At 53.8% G+C, this 15,758-nt stretch carries 17 protein-coding genes; 12 read left to right on the forward strand and 5 right to left on the reverse strand.

What is annotated here, in order from left to right:
* Positions 1-51: 51 nt before the first annotated feature.
* On the forward strand, positions 52-1,029 hold the full coding sequence (gene hemB, locus A6A26_RS04065; protein WP_063877580.1) for a porphobilinogen synthase: 978 nt from the start codon (positions 52-54) through the stop codon (positions 1,027-1,029).
* Positions 1,030-1,325: 296 nt separating this feature from the next.
* On the forward strand, positions 1,326-1,796 hold the full coding sequence (locus tag A6A26_RS04070; RefSeq protein ID WP_063877581.1) for a helix-turn-helix domain-containing protein: 471 nt from the start codon (positions 1,326-1,328) through the stop codon (positions 1,794-1,796).
* A gap of 9 nt (positions 1,797-1,805) precedes the next feature.
* Here the strand turns inward: A6A26_RS04070 and A6A26_RS04075 are convergent, their stop codons facing one another.
* The 4 genes from A6A26_RS04075 to A6A26_RS25945 all read right to left on the reverse strand — a co-directional run bounded on the left by A6A26_RS04075 (position 1,806) and on the right by A6A26_RS25945 (position 4,413).
* A complete protein-coding gene (locus A6A26_RS04075) occupies positions 1,806-2,471 on the reverse strand; it encodes an epoxyqueuosine reductase QueH (RefSeq protein ID WP_063877582.1) in 666 nt (221 codons plus the stop codon).
* A gap of 122 nt (positions 2,472-2,593) precedes the next feature.
* Entirely contained in the window at positions 2,594-3,274 is a 681-nt protein-coding gene (locus A6A26_RS04080) for an SDR family oxidoreductase (protein WP_063877583.1), read from the reverse strand.
* A gap of 118 nt (positions 3,275-3,392) precedes the next feature.
* Entirely contained in the window at positions 3,393-4,214 is an 822-nt protein-coding gene (locus tag A6A26_RS04085; protein ID WP_063877584.1) for a hypothetical protein, read from the reverse strand.
* 1 nt (position 4,215) lies between these two features.
* Complete coding sequence (locus A6A26_RS25945) at positions 4,216-4,413, reverse strand: hypothetical protein (protein WP_074180982.1); 198 nt, start codon at positions 4,411-4,413, stop codon at positions 4,216-4,218.
* Between the two features lie 613 nt (positions 4,414-5,026).
* Between A6A26_RS25945 and A6A26_RS04095 the strand changes: the two genes are divergently transcribed.
* The 10 genes from A6A26_RS04095 to A6A26_RS04140 all read left to right on the forward strand — a co-directional run bounded on the left by A6A26_RS04095 (position 5,027) and on the right by A6A26_RS04140 (position 14,236).
* Complete coding sequence (locus A6A26_RS04095; RefSeq protein WP_063877586.1) at positions 5,027-5,893, forward strand: MurR/RpiR family transcriptional regulator; 867 nt, start codon at positions 5,027-5,029, stop codon at positions 5,891-5,893.
* An 18-nt stretch (positions 5,894-5,911) separates the two neighbouring features.
* Entirely contained in the window at positions 5,912-6,496 is a 585-nt protein-coding gene (gene ddpX, locus A6A26_RS04100; RefSeq protein WP_063877587.1) for a D-alanyl-D-alanine dipeptidase, read from the forward strand.
* On the forward strand, positions 6,493-8,058 hold the full coding sequence (locus A6A26_RS04105) for an ABC transporter substrate-binding protein (RefSeq protein WP_063877588.1): 1,566 nt from the start codon (positions 6,493-6,495) through the stop codon (positions 8,056-8,058). The genes ddpX and A6A26_RS04105 overlap by 4 nt, the downstream gene beginning before the upstream one ends.
* Positions 8,059-8,112: 54 nt before the next feature.
* Positions 8,113-9,129 carry an ABC transporter permease gene (locus tag A6A26_RS04110; RefSeq protein WP_063881052.1) on the forward strand — a complete coding sequence of 339 codons (1,017 nt, stop codon included), beginning with the start codon at positions 8,113-8,115 and terminating at the stop codon, positions 9,127-9,129.
* Positions 9,130-9,132: 3 nt separating this feature from the next.
* Positions 9,133-10,026 carry a D,D-dipeptide ABC transporter permease gene (gene ddpC / locus A6A26_RS04115; RefSeq protein WP_063877589.1) on the forward strand — a complete coding sequence of 298 codons (894 nt, stop codon included), beginning with the start codon at positions 9,133-9,135 and terminating at the stop codon, positions 10,024-10,026.
* Positions 10,026-11,012 carry an ABC transporter ATP-binding protein gene (locus tag A6A26_RS04120; protein WP_063877590.1) on the forward strand — a complete coding sequence of 329 codons (987 nt, stop codon included), beginning with the start codon at positions 10,026-10,028 and terminating at the stop codon, positions 11,010-11,012. The genes ddpC and A6A26_RS04120 overlap by 1 nt, the downstream gene beginning before the upstream one ends.
* Complete coding sequence (locus A6A26_RS04125) at positions 11,005-11,955, forward strand: ABC transporter ATP-binding protein (RefSeq protein ID WP_063877591.1); 951 nt, start codon at positions 11,005-11,007, stop codon at positions 11,953-11,955. Before A6A26_RS04120 ends, A6A26_RS04125 begins: the two co-directional genes overlap by 8 nt.
* Positions 11,956-12,028: 73 nt before the next feature.
* The gene (locus A6A26_RS04130; RefSeq protein ID WP_063877592.1) at positions 12,029-13,279 is read left to right on the forward strand and encodes a D-amino acid dehydrogenase; all 1,251 of its coding nucleotides are present in this window, start codon (positions 12,029-12,031) and stop codon (positions 13,277-13,279) included.
* 137 nt (positions 13,280-13,416) lie between these two features.
* A complete protein-coding gene (locus A6A26_RS04135; RefSeq protein ID WP_082875151.1) occupies positions 13,417-14,010 on the forward strand; it encodes a DcrB-related protein in 594 nt (197 codons plus the stop codon).
* Position 14,011: 1 nt separating this feature from the next.
* Positions 14,012-14,236 (forward strand): Imm74 family immunity protein, encoded by a 225-nt coding sequence (locus A6A26_RS04140; protein WP_063877593.1) that lies wholly within the window; start codon positions 14,012-14,014, stop codon positions 14,234-14,236.
* Between the two features lie 211 nt (positions 14,237-14,447).
* Here the strand turns inward: A6A26_RS04140 and A6A26_RS04145 are convergent, their stop codons facing one another.
* Positions 14,448-15,632 (reverse strand): BaiN/RdsA family NAD(P)/FAD-dependent oxidoreductase, encoded by a 1,185-nt coding sequence (locus tag A6A26_RS04145; RefSeq protein WP_063877594.1) that lies wholly within the window; start codon positions 15,630-15,632, stop codon positions 14,448-14,450.
* Between the last annotated feature and the right edge of the window lie 126 nt (positions 15,633-15,758).

Below are 15,758 nucleotides of genomic sequence, written 5' to 3' on the forward strand. Positions count from 1 at the left end.
CCTAATCGGAGTAGACTAGCCGTCTTATTTAATTTGGCCAGGTGAGTAACAATGTCTGATTTTTCCCTTACCCAACGTCCCAGAAGATTGCGCGCCAGCGCGTCACTGCGAGCAATGTTCCAGGAGTCCAGCCTTAACCTGAACGATTTGGCGCTGCCCATTTTTGTTGAGGAAGGTATTGATGACTATAAAGACATTCAGGCGATGCCTGGCGTAAGACGTATTCCGGAAAAACGTCTGGCCTATGAAATTGAACGTATTGCTAAGGCGGGTATCCGCTCGGTGATGACCTTCGGGATTTCCCATCATACCGATGCGACCGGCAGCGATGCGTGGAACGAAAACGGCCTGGTGGCGCGCATGTCGAAAATTTGCAAAGACACCGTGCCTGAAATGATCGTGATGTCGGATACCTGCTTTTGTGAGTACACCAGCCATGGTCACTGTGGCGTGCTCTGTGATCACGGCGTCGATAACGATGCCACTCTGATCAACCTGGGCAAACAGGCCGTTGTCGCGGCCGCAGCGGGGGCAGATTTTATCGCGCCCTCTGCCGCAATGGATGGTCAGGTAAAAGCGATTCGTCAGGCGCTGGATGCCGCAGGCTTTACCCAAACGGCAATCATGTCCTATTCCACCAAGTTTGCGTCATCTTTCTATGGCCCTTTCCGTGAAGCAGCCGGCACGGCGCTGAAAGGCGATCGTAAAACCTATCAGATGAACCCGATGAACCGTCGTGAGGCTATTCGCGAGTCACTGATTGACGCCGCGGAAGGTGCCGATTCGCTGATGGTTAAACCGGCGGGTGCCTATCTGGATATTCTGCGCGATATTCGTGATCGCACTGAACTGCCGCTGGCGGCCTATCAGGTCAGCGGTGAGTACGCGATGATCAAATTCGCCGCTCAGGCGGGTGCCATTGATGAACGCAACGTCGTGCTGGAAAGTCTGGGGGCGATTAAGCGTGCTGGCGCAGATCTGATTTTCAGCTATTTTGCGCTTGAGCTGGCTGAAAACAAGCTGCTCTAGAGGCTAAATGACGGGCCTTCTGCGGCGGTGCTTGCGCCAGCGCAGAAGGGGTTCTTCCCGTCCTGCAAGGCAATAAATTAACCACCCTCACAACGCTCATAATACAATAACATTACGCCTCGCCCTTCCTCATCTCAGAAACAAAAAGCACACATGCGGCTACCTAATATAATTATTCTACCTATAGCTCCACATGGCAGGAAATAACCATTCACTTCCTTAAGAATCTTTACGTTCGTAATGTTTTGAGAAACATAGGATAATTTACAATCACCTTCAAAATTTAAGGGGGTGTTATGAATGAGAATAAATACAATGAGAGCGTGATTATTTCTGTTACCGAATGGATTAATAAAAACTTGGATCAGCGTTTAAGCATCGATGATATTGCCGAAAAAGCCGGTTATTCAAAATGGTATCTGCAAAAATTATTTTCCCGTTACAACAATGAAACTCTGGCGCGTTATATTCGCAGAAAGAAATTAATTGCCTGTATTAATGATTTAAAATACAGCCGCGCGCCCATCATCAGTCTGGCGGTGAAATACCATTTCGAAAGCCAGCAGTCATTTACACGTTCATTTAAGCAGATGATGGGCTGTACGCCGAGCGTATGTCGTAAAAGACAGCTATTGGACGACAGCAATCAGGATGCGAATACGCATCCTTGCAGCTTATGTAGTCGGGCGGAAAACAGCGCAAAAAAGAAAGGATCTGGCGGAATAAAGGAAACCCGCGGTTTCGACAATATAGCCCGCCTGCTTTAACAAAAACCGTCAACGCGCGTTGTCGTCAGGTTGATAGTACTGTACGCCAATCTGAATCCGCTCGCGGCCACTGGCGACACGATGACGATTTGTATCACGCAAGGAGTAAACACATCCGCAATATTCTTGCTGATAAAAACTCTCACGTTTACTGATTTCAATCATGCGCGCCGATCCCCCGCCTTTACGCCAGTTAAATTCCCAGTAGGTCAGATCGGGATAGTGGGCGGCAGCGCGTACGCCACAGTCATTAATTTGCTGCATGTTCTTCCAGCGGGAAATCCCCAGGGAACTGGTTATCACCGGGAAGCCATTTTCGTGGGCGTACAGCGCCGTGCGCTCAAAACGCATATCGAAGCACATGGTACAGCGCTCACCTCGCTCGGGTTCCCACTCCATGCCTTTGGCGCGTTTAAACCAGTCGTCACGATCGTAGTCCGCATCCACAAAGGGCACACCAAACTTTTCGGCAAAGCGAATGTTTTCTTCTTTGCGCAGCTCGTACTCTTTAAGCGGATGAATATTCGGATTGTAAAAGTAAATGGTGTACTCGATGCCGGATGCCAGCATGGCCTCCATAACTTCTCCCGAACAGGGCGCGCAGCAGGAGTGCAACAGAACTTTCTTGTGACCGCCGGGCAGCGGTAGCGGTTCACGCTGGTAGGGCTGAGACATAAGCACCTTCAATCAATGGAATCAAAGAGGCAGTGTAATGCCGGGACGTAAATGTTGCAAAATTTCGCATAACAACGGGCTGACATGCGCCAGCCCGCCGGTCACGCCTGAGCGATGTGCTATCACCACTGCAGCGTTTTACCTGCATAGTCAAGATAGTGATGGCCGCCATGTCCACGGTGGGTGGTCAACTGGGTAAAGATGCCGTTGGCACTCTCTTCAGGCGTCAGTGGTGCTGCATCGCCGCCCATATCTGTTTTGACCCAGCCGGGATGCAAGGTGATTAACGTCCCGTTCTGGGCATCCACCGTTCTGACCAGCGAGCGAGTGAGCATATTCAGGGCCGCTTTACTGGCAGAATAAAGCGGCGCGTCTGCGCTGCGATTCTCATTCAGGCTGGCAAGTTGAGAGGAGGTGAGTGCGAGTACGCCGTTTTGTTGGTTCAGTAACGGCAGCAGAATTTCCGCACTCCGAATCGGTGCCACGGCATTGGTCATAAACAGCTGGGCCAGTTCAGCGTCGTCGCTTTCCGACAGCTTTTGATGGGCCGGGCCATAAATACCGGCATTAATCAGAATGGCGTCAAAAGGCGGTCCGCTCAGTCCAACAGCAAAATGCTTAACCGCCTCGGTTTGCGTCATATCAAGCCGGTGCCAGTCAACCTGAGGGATATCACCTTGCGGTGGATGATCCCCGCGATGGGTCGCCGTCACCTGCCAGTCATGGGCGGCAAACGCCTTTACGACGGCCAGTCCTATGCCACGTGATGCGCCAATCACTAAGATTTTCCCTTGATAAGCCATACGGTTTCCTCGTTGATGAAGTCAGTAATCAGAGTAGATGTTGATCGACTAACACACTGCATCCTGAATGCTTTTTTGGATTAACACAGCAATACTGACGCCGAGCATTCTCCCTGTGTTATTCGATTTGCTGATCTGGCGGTGATGACTTGTCACCTTCACGACTCTTCTCGACGCTCTGCGGATGGTCTTCCCCTATTGAGAGGGCGGTAGCGCTGGCGGGATCGAATAGCGAGAAGCTTTCAATCTGGTCCACCATAATGACTTTGCGGAATGCCATCGCATTCTTCGGCTCAGAATCCAGCGTAATGCCATGCTCGGCATACCAGCTGCTGTAATTGTGTTCCACCGACAGCTTCAGCGTATGGCTGTCGCGGTAGCCGCTCAGCATCGGAATAAGCACGATATTGGCTGTGCTTTCGTATTCAAAGGTGGCGGCATGCACCATACCGATATAAATCCGTCGGGATTTTAAGGTGATCCACGCTAGCTCCCCCTCTTCCATACACTGAAACAGCATCTGTTCGACACCATTAGATCGAGAGAGTTTTTGATAGAGATCTTTTCGGCCTGAAACGTTCAGTTGCGCACTGCCCGCCCAGTTTGATCGATAAAGGCAAAACAGGATGGCAAAGGCCAGCATAATCACCACAGGTGCCTGGATACCCAGAAAACTCCAGTTCATAAACTTCATTTGCAGCTGCAGATGATCGCCGGGAAACACATACAGGAAATTAGAAACGGTTGAAATAATAAACAAGATAAACCAGATAAAGGCGGTGACGAAAACGCCCTGAAGCACAAAAATACAACCGTAAAGTGCGACCAGAAAATAGACATCCCAGCCTGAAGAACGGCGCATTTTAAAACGGCTGGACAGATCCCGGCTGGTATACCAGTAACCACTCACCATCAATACCATAAAAATTGCGGTTCCCACCTCAGACTCCTTTTAAGGTATTGACGTGTCGATTGAAATCGTCTTTCACTTCATCACTGAGAATATTGACGGCAGCATTGCCGTTTTCATCGATAATTATGCGTTCACCATCCGCAATGGAGTCGTTTATGTCCTGGCGGCTCATTATCTGGAGGAATTTATCCGGGCTGGCGAACAAAGAACGAACAAAGCTAATCATGGTGTGTCACTTAACGAGTTAAAAGAACAAGTATGTGACCGAATCGTGTTTACTGCCATTTTATAGTCGGTAAACATTCCTAAAAGATGATTAACGAAGCGGTAAAAAAGCATAATTATTGCGGCCAGTCATTTGTGCCACATTGATAAAATCCTGCTGAGAAACTCCATATTTCACCCTTATTTCGATGATTGTGGCAGGCCCGTTTCTGATAATCCTGAGGCGTGCTTATCTCAACATATTCATGAGAATCCTGGCGGTTTCAGCGTAGTGCCCTGCCGATTTGCCTTCTCTACGGTCAGTCAGCGGTCACCGTCCCGTGCGGCCTCAACCTCACCGGCTCTGCGTTACGGTGAAAAGGGCCGCGTCGGTTTATCCACCTGCATCACATATCCTGGCGATATTGTTGCACTAGTGTGATGCAGGTTTTAAATATGTTGCACCCCAATTGCGCTTACCTGATGAACGGGATATCAACTTCTCGCAAACCCCTTCACTGAATCATCTGACGTGCGGCCTGTTTTTATGCACCTCAGAAAGATGGCATGCATTGTGCTTGTTACTTAACTAACAACATGGCGATCAATGACAGCCAGGTAACATTGAGGACGAGATGAGCGCTAACGCAGACCTGTTCAAAAAGATTGAGGCCGCTTTTAGCCTGCAAACGCCAAGCGAAAAGCGGATTAGTTCGTGGCTGTTAAGTCATCCCGAGCAAATACCGTTTGAAACGGCCGACAGCATTGCCCAGTCAACCGGGACCAGCGGTATTACCGTAGGGCGTTACCTGCGCAAGCTGGGTTTTAAAAATCTTGATGATGTGAAAAACCTGCTGCGCGATGTGCCTAACACACCCTACAAGCAATGGGGCGTTATTGATCGTCTTGACTCATGGGAACAGCAACGCACGCTGCCCGATCCCTCCAGTCAGTCGCTACAAATGGAGTTAGATGCTATCCGCTATGTCTATCAACTGGCTCAGACAGATACGTTTCGCCATATCAGCCAGCAAATCGCGGATGCCGAAACGGTCATCGTGCTGGGTATTCAGTCTACCCGCGGTATCGCTAACACCTTTTTCAGTCATCTGGAATATTTACGCCCGCGCGTGACCTACGCCGATGGCAGCTCAGGCAGTTGGCTGGAGTCGCTGAATTCTGAGTCTGCCAAACCTTATGTGATTCTGACGGATACGCGCGCCTATTCCACCGTGGCAAGACAGTTTTGCCGGGTTGCCACCGAGCGCAAGGTTGCAACGGCACTCGTCACCGATATCTGGTGTCCCTGGGCACGTGATTACCCGGTGGATTTGCTTCAGGTCAAAACGGACACCGCCAATTTTTGGGACTCACTCGCGCCCCTGAGTTGCCTGTTTAACCTGCTGCTTTCCGCCGTTGTTGAACGCCTTGGCCCCGCGCTTTCTCAGCGACTGGCACAAAACCGACTGTTACAGCAGGAATTTGGTCAATTTGAACATTAATAAAACAGGGATCACCGCATGATGCAGGAAACAGAGTTGGTCGATATTGCAGCAGCCTTTCCTGAGCTCAGTATCGACCTCAAATATGCCACCGCCGACAACATCACGGGCCAGCCTATCTACAGCGTCGCCCGCTGCCTGCTGCACCCTGATGCCGTGAAAGCGCTGGAGAAAAGCATGGCGATTGCAAAAGTGGCCGGATTCACCCTGCTGGTGCTGGATGCCTATCGCCCGCAAAAAGCGCAGGAGCTGCTGTGGCACGCCTGCCCTGACCAGAATTATGTCGTGCCGTTATCGCAAGGCTCCAACCACAGCCGTGGCACCGCCATTGACGTCACGCTGGTCGATGCGACAGGACAGACGCTGGATATGGGCACCGGGTTCGATGACATGCAGGCGCTATCCCATCCTTATCATCCCGACGTACCGCTTGCTGCCCAACGCAACAGACTGCTGCTTAATGCCGTGATGTTTGGCGGCGGCTTTACTGGCATTGCCACGGAATGGTGGCATTTCGAATTACCGGAAGCGGCCCGTTACCCGCTTCTCAACGATGTTTTCACCTGCATATCCCCAGCCCAGACTGACGGAGTATTACCATGAAAATGACGCACACAGCCCCCGGCTATTTTCGCCCTTTGTTACTCGCCATCACCCTGGCCGCCACAACGACGTCCGTTTTGGCGGCGGTACCCAAAGATATGTTAGTGATTGGTAAAGCTGCCGATCCTCAGACGCTTGATCCTGCCGTCACCATCGATAATAACGACTGGACCATTACCTACCCTGCCTATCAGCGATTGATCAAATACAAAACCGAAGGCGGTAAGGGTTCTACAGACGTTGAAGGCGATCTGGCGGAAAGCTGGCAGAGCAGCGAGGAGGGTAAGGTATGGACGTTTAAATTACGCCCAGGCGCTGCGTTTGCGGACGGTTCAGCCGTGAATGCTGAGGCCGTTAAGCTGTCGTTTGAGCGCCTGCTGCGTATCAAACAGGGCCCTTCCGAAGCCTTCCCGGCCGATCTTAAAGTCGAAGTGGTAGATCCGCTAACCGTGCGCTTCACCCTGAGTACGCCTTTTGCGCCTTTCCTGTACACCCTCGCTAACGACGGTGCCTCCATCATTAACCCGGCCGTGCTCAAGGCTAACGCGACTGACGACGCGCGCAGTTACCTGGCGGAACATACTGCAGGCTCGGGCGCTTATATGTTGCAGCGCTGGCAGAAAGGTCAGCAACTTGTGCTGGTGCCTAACCCACACTTTGCCGGGCCAAAACCGGCGTTTAAACGGGTGTCGGTGAAGATCATCAGTGAAAGCTCAGCCCGACGCCTGCAGTTGGCCAAAGGGGATGTGGATATTGCTGATGCCTTGCCGGTGGACCAGTTTGCCGCGCTGAAAAAGCAAAATGATGTGGCCGTGATGGATTATCCCGCCCTGCGGGTCACCTATCTCTACCTGAACAACAGCAAAGCGCCGCTCAATCAGCCAGATTTGCGCCGGGCGATATCCTGGGCCACCGATTATCAGGGGATGGTGCAAGGCATTCTGGGTGGCAACGGAAAACAGATGCGTGGACCGATCCCGGAAGGCATGTGGGGTTACGACGCGAAGGCCATGCAGTACAGCTTCAATATCGCAAAAGCCAAAGCTGAACTGGACAAGGTTGCCAGTAAGCCACAGTCGCTGTCGTTTCTCTATTCTGACAGCGACCCAAACTGGGAGCCGATTGCCCTGTCAATGCAGGCCAACCTGCAGGCTATTGGGATCAAGGTAAAGCTGGAAAAACTGGCTAACGCCACCATGCGCGAGCGCATCGGCAAGGCGGACTATGACATTGCAATTGGTAACTGGAGCCCAGACTTCGCCGACCCCTATATGTTTATGAATTACTGGTTTGAATCTGACAAAAAAGGGCTGCCAGGTAACCGCTCGTTTTATTCCAACCCGGACGTGGATGCGCTGCTGAAAAAAGCGGTATCGACCCCGAATCAGGCTGAACGGACGACCGACTACCAGCAAGCGCAAAATATCGTGATTAAGGATGCGGCTTACGTTTATTTATTCCAGAAGAATTATCAGGTGGCGATGAATAAATCGGTTAAAGGCTACGTGTTTAACCCGATGCTGGAGCAAATCTTTAATATCGCCACCATGCACAAAGAATAACACCCCTCACGCCCGTTCATGCAGGGCCTGCCCGGCCCTGCTGAGGAAGACATGATGAGTTACTGGAGTTTAGTAAGACAGCGTAGCTGGGGACTGCTGTTGGTGGTCGCCGGCGTCTGCGTCATTACGTTTATTATTTCGCATCTTATTCCCGGGGACCCCGCCAGGCTTCTGGCAGGTGACCGCGCCAGTGATGAAATCGTCCAGCATATCCGTCAGCAGTTGGGTCTGAATTTACCGTTATGGCAACAATTTATTCGTTATGTGGAACAGCTCTTACATGGCGATCTGGGAACCTCTATCCGGACAGGCCGCCCTGTGTTAGAGGATTTACGGGCGTTTTTTCCCGCAACACTGGAGCTGGCCAGTTGCGCCCTGTTGATCGCCCTGCTCGTTGGCGTGCCGTTGGGCGTGCTCTCTGCGGTGTATCGTAACCGCTGGCTCGATCATCTGGTGCGCCTGCTGGCGCTGACCGGGATTTCAACCCCGGCGTTCTGGCTGGGCCTGGGGGCGATTGTGCTGTTTTATGGCAAGTTAAACCTGCTGCCCGGTGGCGGACGGCTGGATGACTGGCTCGATCCCCCCACGCGCATCACCGGTTTCTATTTGGTTGATGCCCTGCTGGAAGGCAACATCGAGGTCTTTTTTAATGCGCTTCAGCATCTGATTCTGCCTGCCACCACCCTGGCCTTTGTTCATCTGGGAATCGTGGCGCGCCAGATTCGCTCGGCCATGCTGGAACAACTGAGCGAAGACTATATTCGCACCGCGCTGGCCAGCGGCCTGCCGAAATGGACGATCGTCGTGCGTTATGCCCTGCCCAATGCCCTGATTCCCTCCGTGACGGTCCTGGGGCTGGCATTAGGCGACCTGCTGTATGGCGCGGTATTAACCGAAACCGTGTTTGCCTGGCCCGGCATGGGCGCTTATGTGGTGTCCTCTATTCAGGCGCTCGATTTCCCGGCGGTGATGGGCTTTGCCATCGTGGTTTCCTTTGCGTACGTATTGGTAAACCTGTTCGTGGATCTTCTTTATCTGTGGATTGACCCGCGCATGGGTCGGGGAGCGTAGAACATGATGATAACGCAAGAACAGCCTGCCGTGCGTCAGGTCAAACCCGGCCTGTTCGCCTGGAAACGCCGCCTGTGGATGCTGAGCAAAAGCCCACTGACGCTGCTGGGTGCCGCCATCATCATTCTGATGCTGGGGTTAATGGTGTTTTCACCCTGGATTGTCCCCCACGATCCCAATGCCATCAGTTTGACCGATCGCCTCCAGGCACCCAGTGCCGCGCACTGGTTCGGTACTGATGAAGTGGGCAGGGACTTGTTCAGCCGGGTACTGGTCGGCAGCCAACAGTCGGTGGCGGCAGGCCTGGCTGTCGTGCTGCTGGCAGGCATAAGCGGTTCGTTACTGGGCTGCCTGTCCGGTGTGTTAGGCGGTCGCAGCGATGCGATGATTATGCGCCTGATGGACATCATGCTGTCGATTCCTTCGCTGGTACTGACCATGGCGCTGGCTGCGGCGTTGGGGCCGAGCCTGTTTAACGCCATGCTGGCTATCGCCATTGTGCGCATCCCCTTTTATGTCCGGCTGGCGCGGGGTCAAACGTTAATCGTCAGGCAGCATACCTTCGTGGAAGCGGCAAAAACCTTTGGTGCCTCGCGCTGGCACCTGATTAGCTGGCATATCCTGCGCAATGCCCTGCCGCCGCTGGTGGTGCAGGCCTCGCTGGATATTGGCAGCGCGATTTTGATGGCGGCTACGTTGGGTTTTATTGGCCTGGGCGCTCAGCAACCCACAGCGGAATGGGGCGCGATGGTGGCTAACGGCCGCAACTACGTTCTGGATCAGTGGTGGTACTGCACCTTTCCCGGGGCCGCCATTTTAATCACGGCGGTGGGATTCAATCTGTTTGGCGATGGCATCCAGGACCTGCTGGATCCGAAAGCGGGAGGACGTAACTGATGCAAGAGAGAATCCTGACGATTGAGGATCTACGGCTGAGTTTCCCGGTTTTTCAGGGAGAGGTGAACGTGCTGAACAGCGTATCGATGCACATCAATCGTGGCGAAATTGTCGGCGTGGTTGGCGAATCGGGTTCGGGGAAATCCGTCACCGCCATGCTGGCGATGCGGCTGATTCCAGAACACAGCTATCACATCAAGAGCGGCAAGCTGGAGCTGGCTGGGCAGGATGTGCTTGCCGCCAGTGAAGTCGACATGCGCAAGCTGCGCGGCAATCGCGTTGCCATGATTTTTCAGGAGCCCATGACCGCCCTGAATCCGACCCGCCGCATCGGCAAACAGATGGTGGATGTGATTCGTCAGCATCGTCCTCTGTCTGCCCGTGAAGCAAAAGCCCGCGCGCTCACGCTACTGGGCGATATGCAAATCGCGGACGCGAAGAACGTCATGGAGCGCTATCCTTTTGAACTTTCAGGCGGAATGCGTCAGCGCGTCATGATTGCCCTGGCCTTTTCCTGTGAGCCTGACCTGCTGATTGCGGATGAACCCACAACCGCGCTGGATGTTACCGTTCAGCGCCAGGTGCTGCGCCTGCTGAAACAAAAAGCCGAAGCGACCGGCACCGCCGTGCTGTTTATCAGCCATGATATGGCCGTGGTTTCCCAACTGTGCGATCGGATTTACGTCATGTATGCCGGGGCCGTCATTGAAAGCGGCGTGACTGACACCGTCCTGCGTTCACCGTGCCATCCCTATTCCATCGGCCTGCTGGCCTGCTCGCCGGACGCGATTGAACCGCGTGCGCCGCTGGCATCGATTTCCGGAACCGTACCCAATCTGGCCTGCTTGCCCGCAGGCTGTGCCTTTCGCGAGCGCTGTTTTGCGGCGGGAGAACGCTGCAGCAACCCGCCGCGACTTCATGCCACAGGCGACACCGCCCAGCAGGTCGCGTGCTGGTATCCACAACAGGAGACGCGTCATGTCTGATGCTCTGCTTACGCTGCAAAACGTGCATGTCACCTTCCCTGCCAAAAAGAACTGGCGCGGCAAAGTGACGGAACGGGTTCATGCGCTGAATGGCCTGGATATTCAGGTCCGACAGGGCGAAACACTGGGGATTGTTGGCGAATCCGGCTGTGGGAAAAGCACCCTGGCGAAACTGTTGATGGGCATGCTGAGTCCAACCTCAGGCCAGCTTGAACTGGCAACGGCCCCAGCCGGTCATCGGGGACGTCGTATGCAGATGGTGTTTCAGGACCCCCTCTCTTCCCTTGATCCTCGCCTGCCCGTGTGGCGCATCATCACCGAGCCGGTCTGGATTCAGTCGCGCCCATCAGAAAAAGCGCGGCGGGCGTTGGCGGAATCACTGGCAAACCAGGTCGGTATTCGTCCCGAATACCTGGACCGGCCGCCGCATGCGTTTTCCGGCGGGCAGCGTCAGCGCATCGCCATCGCCCGGGCCCTGTCATCCGAACCCGATATTATCGTCCTGGATGAACCGACCTCCGCGCTGGATATTTCTGTTCAGGCGCAGATTCTGAATCTGCTGGTGGACCTGCAAAAACAGCAAAACCTCACCTACATCCTGATATCGCATAACGTGTCGGTGGTGCGCCATATGAGCGATCGCGTCGCGGTCATGTATCTGGGGCAGATTGTGGAGCTGGGCGAAACACAGCGCGTTCTGGATGCGCCCCAGCATCCTTATACCCAGTTACTGATGGAGTCGGTACCGCGCATCGGCGCGGCGCTGGACGGCGCGCCGGTCAACACCGAGCTACCGGGTAACCGTCACCTGCCGACGGGATGCTATTTTCGCGATCGCTGTCCACAGGCAACACGCGGCTGCGAGGCGCCCCAGCCACTGTTATTACAGGAAAAAGGCAGTGCGGTGAGATGTTGGCAGGCGCAAATCCCCATCCAGGCCTAAGCCATACCGAACACAGACCGCGCGGACAATGCCCGCGTGGTTGAGCGATAACGCGTTCAGGATAAATATCAAGATGAAAATTATTGTACTCGGTAGTGGTGTCGTGGGCGTGACAACCGCCTGGTATCTGCAGCAGGCCGGGCATCAGGTAACCGTGATTGAAAAAGAAGCCGGTCCGGCATTAGGCACCAGCGCCGCCAATGCCGGGCAGATCTCCCCTGGCTACGCCGCGCCCTGGGCCGCGCCGGGTGTCCCCTTAAAGGCGGTGAAGTGGATGGTGCAACGCCACGCGCCCCTTTCCGTGCGTCCGGACGGCTCCCGCTTTCAGCTCGCCTGGATGATGCAAATGCTGAAAAACTGCAATCCGCAAAGCTATGCCGAAAATAAGGCCAGGATGGTCAGGCTGGCAGAGTACAGCCGCGACTGCATCAGAGCACTGCGGGCCAGCACGGGCATTGAATATGAAGGACGTCAGGGAGGCACGCTGCAGCTGTTTCGCACCGCTCAGCAGTTTGACAATGCGGCACGCGATATCGCCGTGTTGCAAGACGCCGGCGTTCCTTATCAACTGCTGGAAGCCTCACAACTGGCCGAGGTTGAACCGGCGCTGGCGGCGGTTAAGCATAAGCTGACCGGCGGGCTGCGACTGCCTAATGACGAAACTGGAGATTGCCAGTTATTTACCCAGCAGCTTGCGGCGAGGGCGCGCGAGGCTGGCGTCGACTTCCGTTATCACACCAACGTCGATGCGCTGCTGACACAGGGAGACAGGATAAGCGGGATTGTCTGTGGCGCTGAAACGCTGACGGCGGACGGATACGTCATGGCTTTGGGTTCATACTCCACGCAATTGCTCCGGCCGCTGCTGTCTGTTCCGGTTTACCCACTAAAAGGCTATTCACTGACGATTCCGATTGTCGATGCGTCCGGCGCGCCGGTATCCACGGTGCTGGATGAAACCTATAAAATTGCCATTACGCGTTTTGATAATCGTATTCGCGTGGGCGGTATGGCGGAAATCGTGGGATACAGCAAAACCCTGCTGCCCGCCCGGCGGCAAACGCTGGAGATGGTCGTCAACGATCTCTTTCCACAGGGCGGACAGGTGAGTCAGGCAACCTTCTGGACCGGATTACGCCCAATGACGCCGGACGGCACGCCCATCGTTGGCCCGACGCATTTCACCAACCTGTGGCTGAATACCGGGCACGGCACGCTGGGCTGGACGATGGCCTGCGGCTCCGGCCAGCTGTTGAGTGATGTGATTTCAGGCAAACCGCCGGCGATTGCCCATGCGGACTATGCCGTGTCGCGCTATGCCTGAGCCATACGGTGCAAATAATCCGGATGTTCTAAAGCAGGAAGTACTAAAAAAGATTAATTTTCAGGCAGGATCACATAGAGATCATTGTTGTAAACGTTGATATTCTGGTCCGTACTCACGGACCAGAGAGACTTTACATGTCTGAATATACTTTGCAGGACTGCAACATTACGGTGCCCGATGTATTTCGCGATCGCACCATGAACCTCTTTACGCTCAGCCATACGAATGCCAATGAATTCACCTTCGTGATTTCACGTGCAACAGCGGCTGCAGAAGACACGCTTCAGTCAGTATCCCAGAGGCTGTCATCCGAACTGCAGGCTACTCTGCAGGACCTCTCACTCAACCATGCCCGGCTTACTGAGTTAAGCGGAAGGCAGGCTCTGGAACTGTTTTACAGTTTCAAAGCCGGGGAAAGAATTATCTTTCAGAAGCAAAGGGTGGTGCTGACATCTGAAAACAGTACGGGGAAAAAGCTCCTCTGTTTCATTGGCACCTGCCCGGATGCGTTTGACGATTACCATAGCCGGATTTATGACAGCATTACGTTTCCGGACGATGCACTCGGTTCGCCCGCACGGGGCAGCAAGATCCCGCCGACAGTCATGAAATCTTCTTCAGCTTTGGTTGGGTTACCGCGCTTAATGGGCAATGATAACGTCACTAAAATTACGACAATTGATCCGATGACTCAGTCCGAAAAAGTCATTTTTGTGAGGGATAACTGATATGAAAGTCTCAGGCACCAGTTCGCATGTGTACCTTGATATGGATGGCCAGATAATCAAGGCCGAGGGTGAAATGATTGTGGGTGGATTCGTCGCTTACAAAAGCACGATGAAATTCGAGCCTCCCTATGAAAATGAACCGGTCACTGAAGCAATCCGTCAGAAATACATTGATGAAGCGTTAAGAGAAACAAAAGACTCATATATGAAGCTGGAATTCGAATAATTTACCAGGCCCTGAATTTAACGTCCCCCTGAAAAGAAAAAACAAAATAAGTCAGACGACCAGGGATATTCCAGGGAACAGGTCACTCCAGTTTTCGAAATCCTGAAATGACCCATGACCCCATCATTGGCGACATGGCAGAGTCTAATCAGTGTACAAACTTTTTATGCAATCTGGCTCTTATGTACAAAGGTATATTATTCCAGAACAGTTACAGAGCCTGGGCGCAAGCCCAGGCCGAACTCCAGGCCCACTGGAAATTGTATCCCCCCAGCCAGCCGGTCACATCGACCACCTCGCCGATGAAATAGAGCCCCGGTACGTCGCGCGCTTCCATGGTTTTGGATGAAAGCTGAGTCGTGTCAACGCCGCCGAGGGTGACTTCGGCGGTGCGGTAACCTTCCGTGCCGTTTGGCTGCACCTGCCAGCCGTGCAGCGTCTGCACCAGTTCTGTCTGCTGTTTGCTATTGAGTTGCTTCAGCGTGACATCCGGCACGACTTTCATTTCCTGCAAGACTTCGACCAGGCGCTTAGGCAGAATTTTGGCCAGGCTGTTTTTCAGGCTCAGATTCGGATGCGCCTCTCGCTGAATCGTCAAAAAATCATCCAGACGGGTGGCCGGAGAGAGATCCACCGTGAGGAACTCGCCGGGCTGCCAGTAGCTGGAAATCTGCAACACTGCCGGGCCGGACAGACCGCGATGGGTGAACAGCATCGCCTCTTTAAATAGCGTGCCGTCCTTTGCCGCAATGGTCGTATCCAGCGCGACGCCAGACAGCGTCTGCAGTTGGTCTAATAGCGGTTTGTGCAGGGTAAAAGGCACCAACGCCGCGCGCGTTGGCAACACACTAAGCCCAAACTGCTCAGCAATTTTATAGCCGAACGGCGATGCGCCAAGGCCCGGCATGGAAAGCCCGCCGCTGGCAATCACCAGCTTCTCTGCCTGCACCGCGCTGCCGTTGAGCTGCAGATGGTAGCCCGCGTCATCCCGGGATACGCTCAGAATGTCGCTGCGCAGGCGAACGGTGACGCCACCGTTGTCACACTCGGCCATTAATAAATCCACCATCTGCTGGGCAGAATCATCGCAGAACAGCTGTCCCAGGGTTTTCTCATGCCAGGCAATGCCGTGACGATTCACCAGATCGATAAAATCCCATTGGGTATAGCGCGCAAGGGCCGACTTACAAAAGTGGGGATTATTCGACAGATAGGCGGCGGGTTCAGTGTAGAGATTGGTGAAATTGCAGCGCCCGCCGCCGGACATCAAAATCTTGCGGCCCGGCTTCTTGCCGTTATCCAGCAGTAATACACGGCGACCACGCTGTCCTGCCTGCGCAGCACAAAAAAGCCCGGCAGCGCCTGCCCCAATTACGATAACGTCAAACTGTTCCACTGCAATTGCCCACCTGGTAAGAGAGGGGCAGATTGTAGTGATCTGCTCCTGTGGATGCCAGTGTCAAAATTTTGCCGTAAATATGTCACAATGTAACTGGTTAATTTATATAGACTTTGTACCTGT

Source organism: Pantoea sp. OXWO6B1 (assembly GCF_001641135.1).
Lineage (GTDB): Bacteria > Pseudomonadota > Gammaproteobacteria > Enterobacterales > Enterobacteriaceae > Pantoea > Pantoea allii.

Coding starts and splice junctions, on each gene's coding strand:
- hemB (WP_063877580.1), top strand. CDS start 52: ATGTCTGATTTTTCCCTTACCCAACGTCCCAGAAGATTGCGCGCCAGC.
- A6A26_RS04070 (WP_063877581.1), top strand. CDS start 1,326: ATGAATGAGAATAAATACAATGAGAGCGTGATTATTTCTGTTACCGAA.
- A6A26_RS04075 (WP_063877582.1), bottom strand. CDS start 2,471: ATGTCTCAGCCCTACCAGCGTGAACCGCTACCGCTGCCCGGCGGTCAC.
- A6A26_RS04080 (WP_063877583.1), bottom strand. CDS start 3,274: ATGGCTTATCAAGGGAAAATCTTAGTGATTGGCGCATCACGTGGCATA.
- A6A26_RS25945 (WP_074180982.1), bottom strand. CDS start 4,413: ATGATTAGCTTTGTTCGTTCTTTGTTCGCCAGCCCGGATAAATTCCTC.
- A6A26_RS04095 (WP_063877586.1), top strand. CDS start 5,027: ATGAGCGCTAACGCAGACCTGTTCAAAAAGATTGAGGCCGCTTTTAGC.
- ddpX (WP_063877587.1), top strand. CDS start 5,912: ATGATGCAGGAAACAGAGTTGGTCGATATTGCAGCAGCCTTTCCTGAG.
- A6A26_RS04105 (WP_063877588.1), top strand. CDS start 6,493: ATGAAAATGACGCACACAGCCCCCGGCTATTTTCGCCCTTTGTTACTC.
- A6A26_RS04110 (WP_063881052.1), top strand. CDS start 8,113: ATGAGTTACTGGAGTTTAGTAAGACAGCGTAGCTGGGGACTGCTGTTG.
- ddpC (WP_063877589.1), top strand. CDS start 9,133: ATGATGATAACGCAAGAACAGCCTGCCGTGCGTCAGGTCAAACCCGGC.
- A6A26_RS04120 (WP_063877590.1), top strand. CDS start 10,026: ATGCAAGAGAGAATCCTGACGATTGAGGATCTACGGCTGAGTTTCCCG.
- A6A26_RS04125 (WP_063877591.1), top strand. CDS start 11,005: ATGTCTGATGCTCTGCTTACGCTGCAAAACGTGCATGTCACCTTCCCT.
- A6A26_RS04130 (WP_063877592.1), top strand. CDS start 12,029: ATGAAAATTATTGTACTCGGTAGTGGTGTCGTGGGCGTGACAACCGCC.
- A6A26_RS04135 (WP_082875151.1), top strand. CDS start 13,417: ATGTCTGAATATACTTTGCAGGACTGCAACATTACGGTGCCCGATGTA.
- A6A26_RS04140 (WP_063877593.1), top strand. CDS start 14,012: ATGAAAGTCTCAGGCACCAGTTCGCATGTGTACCTTGATATGGATGGC.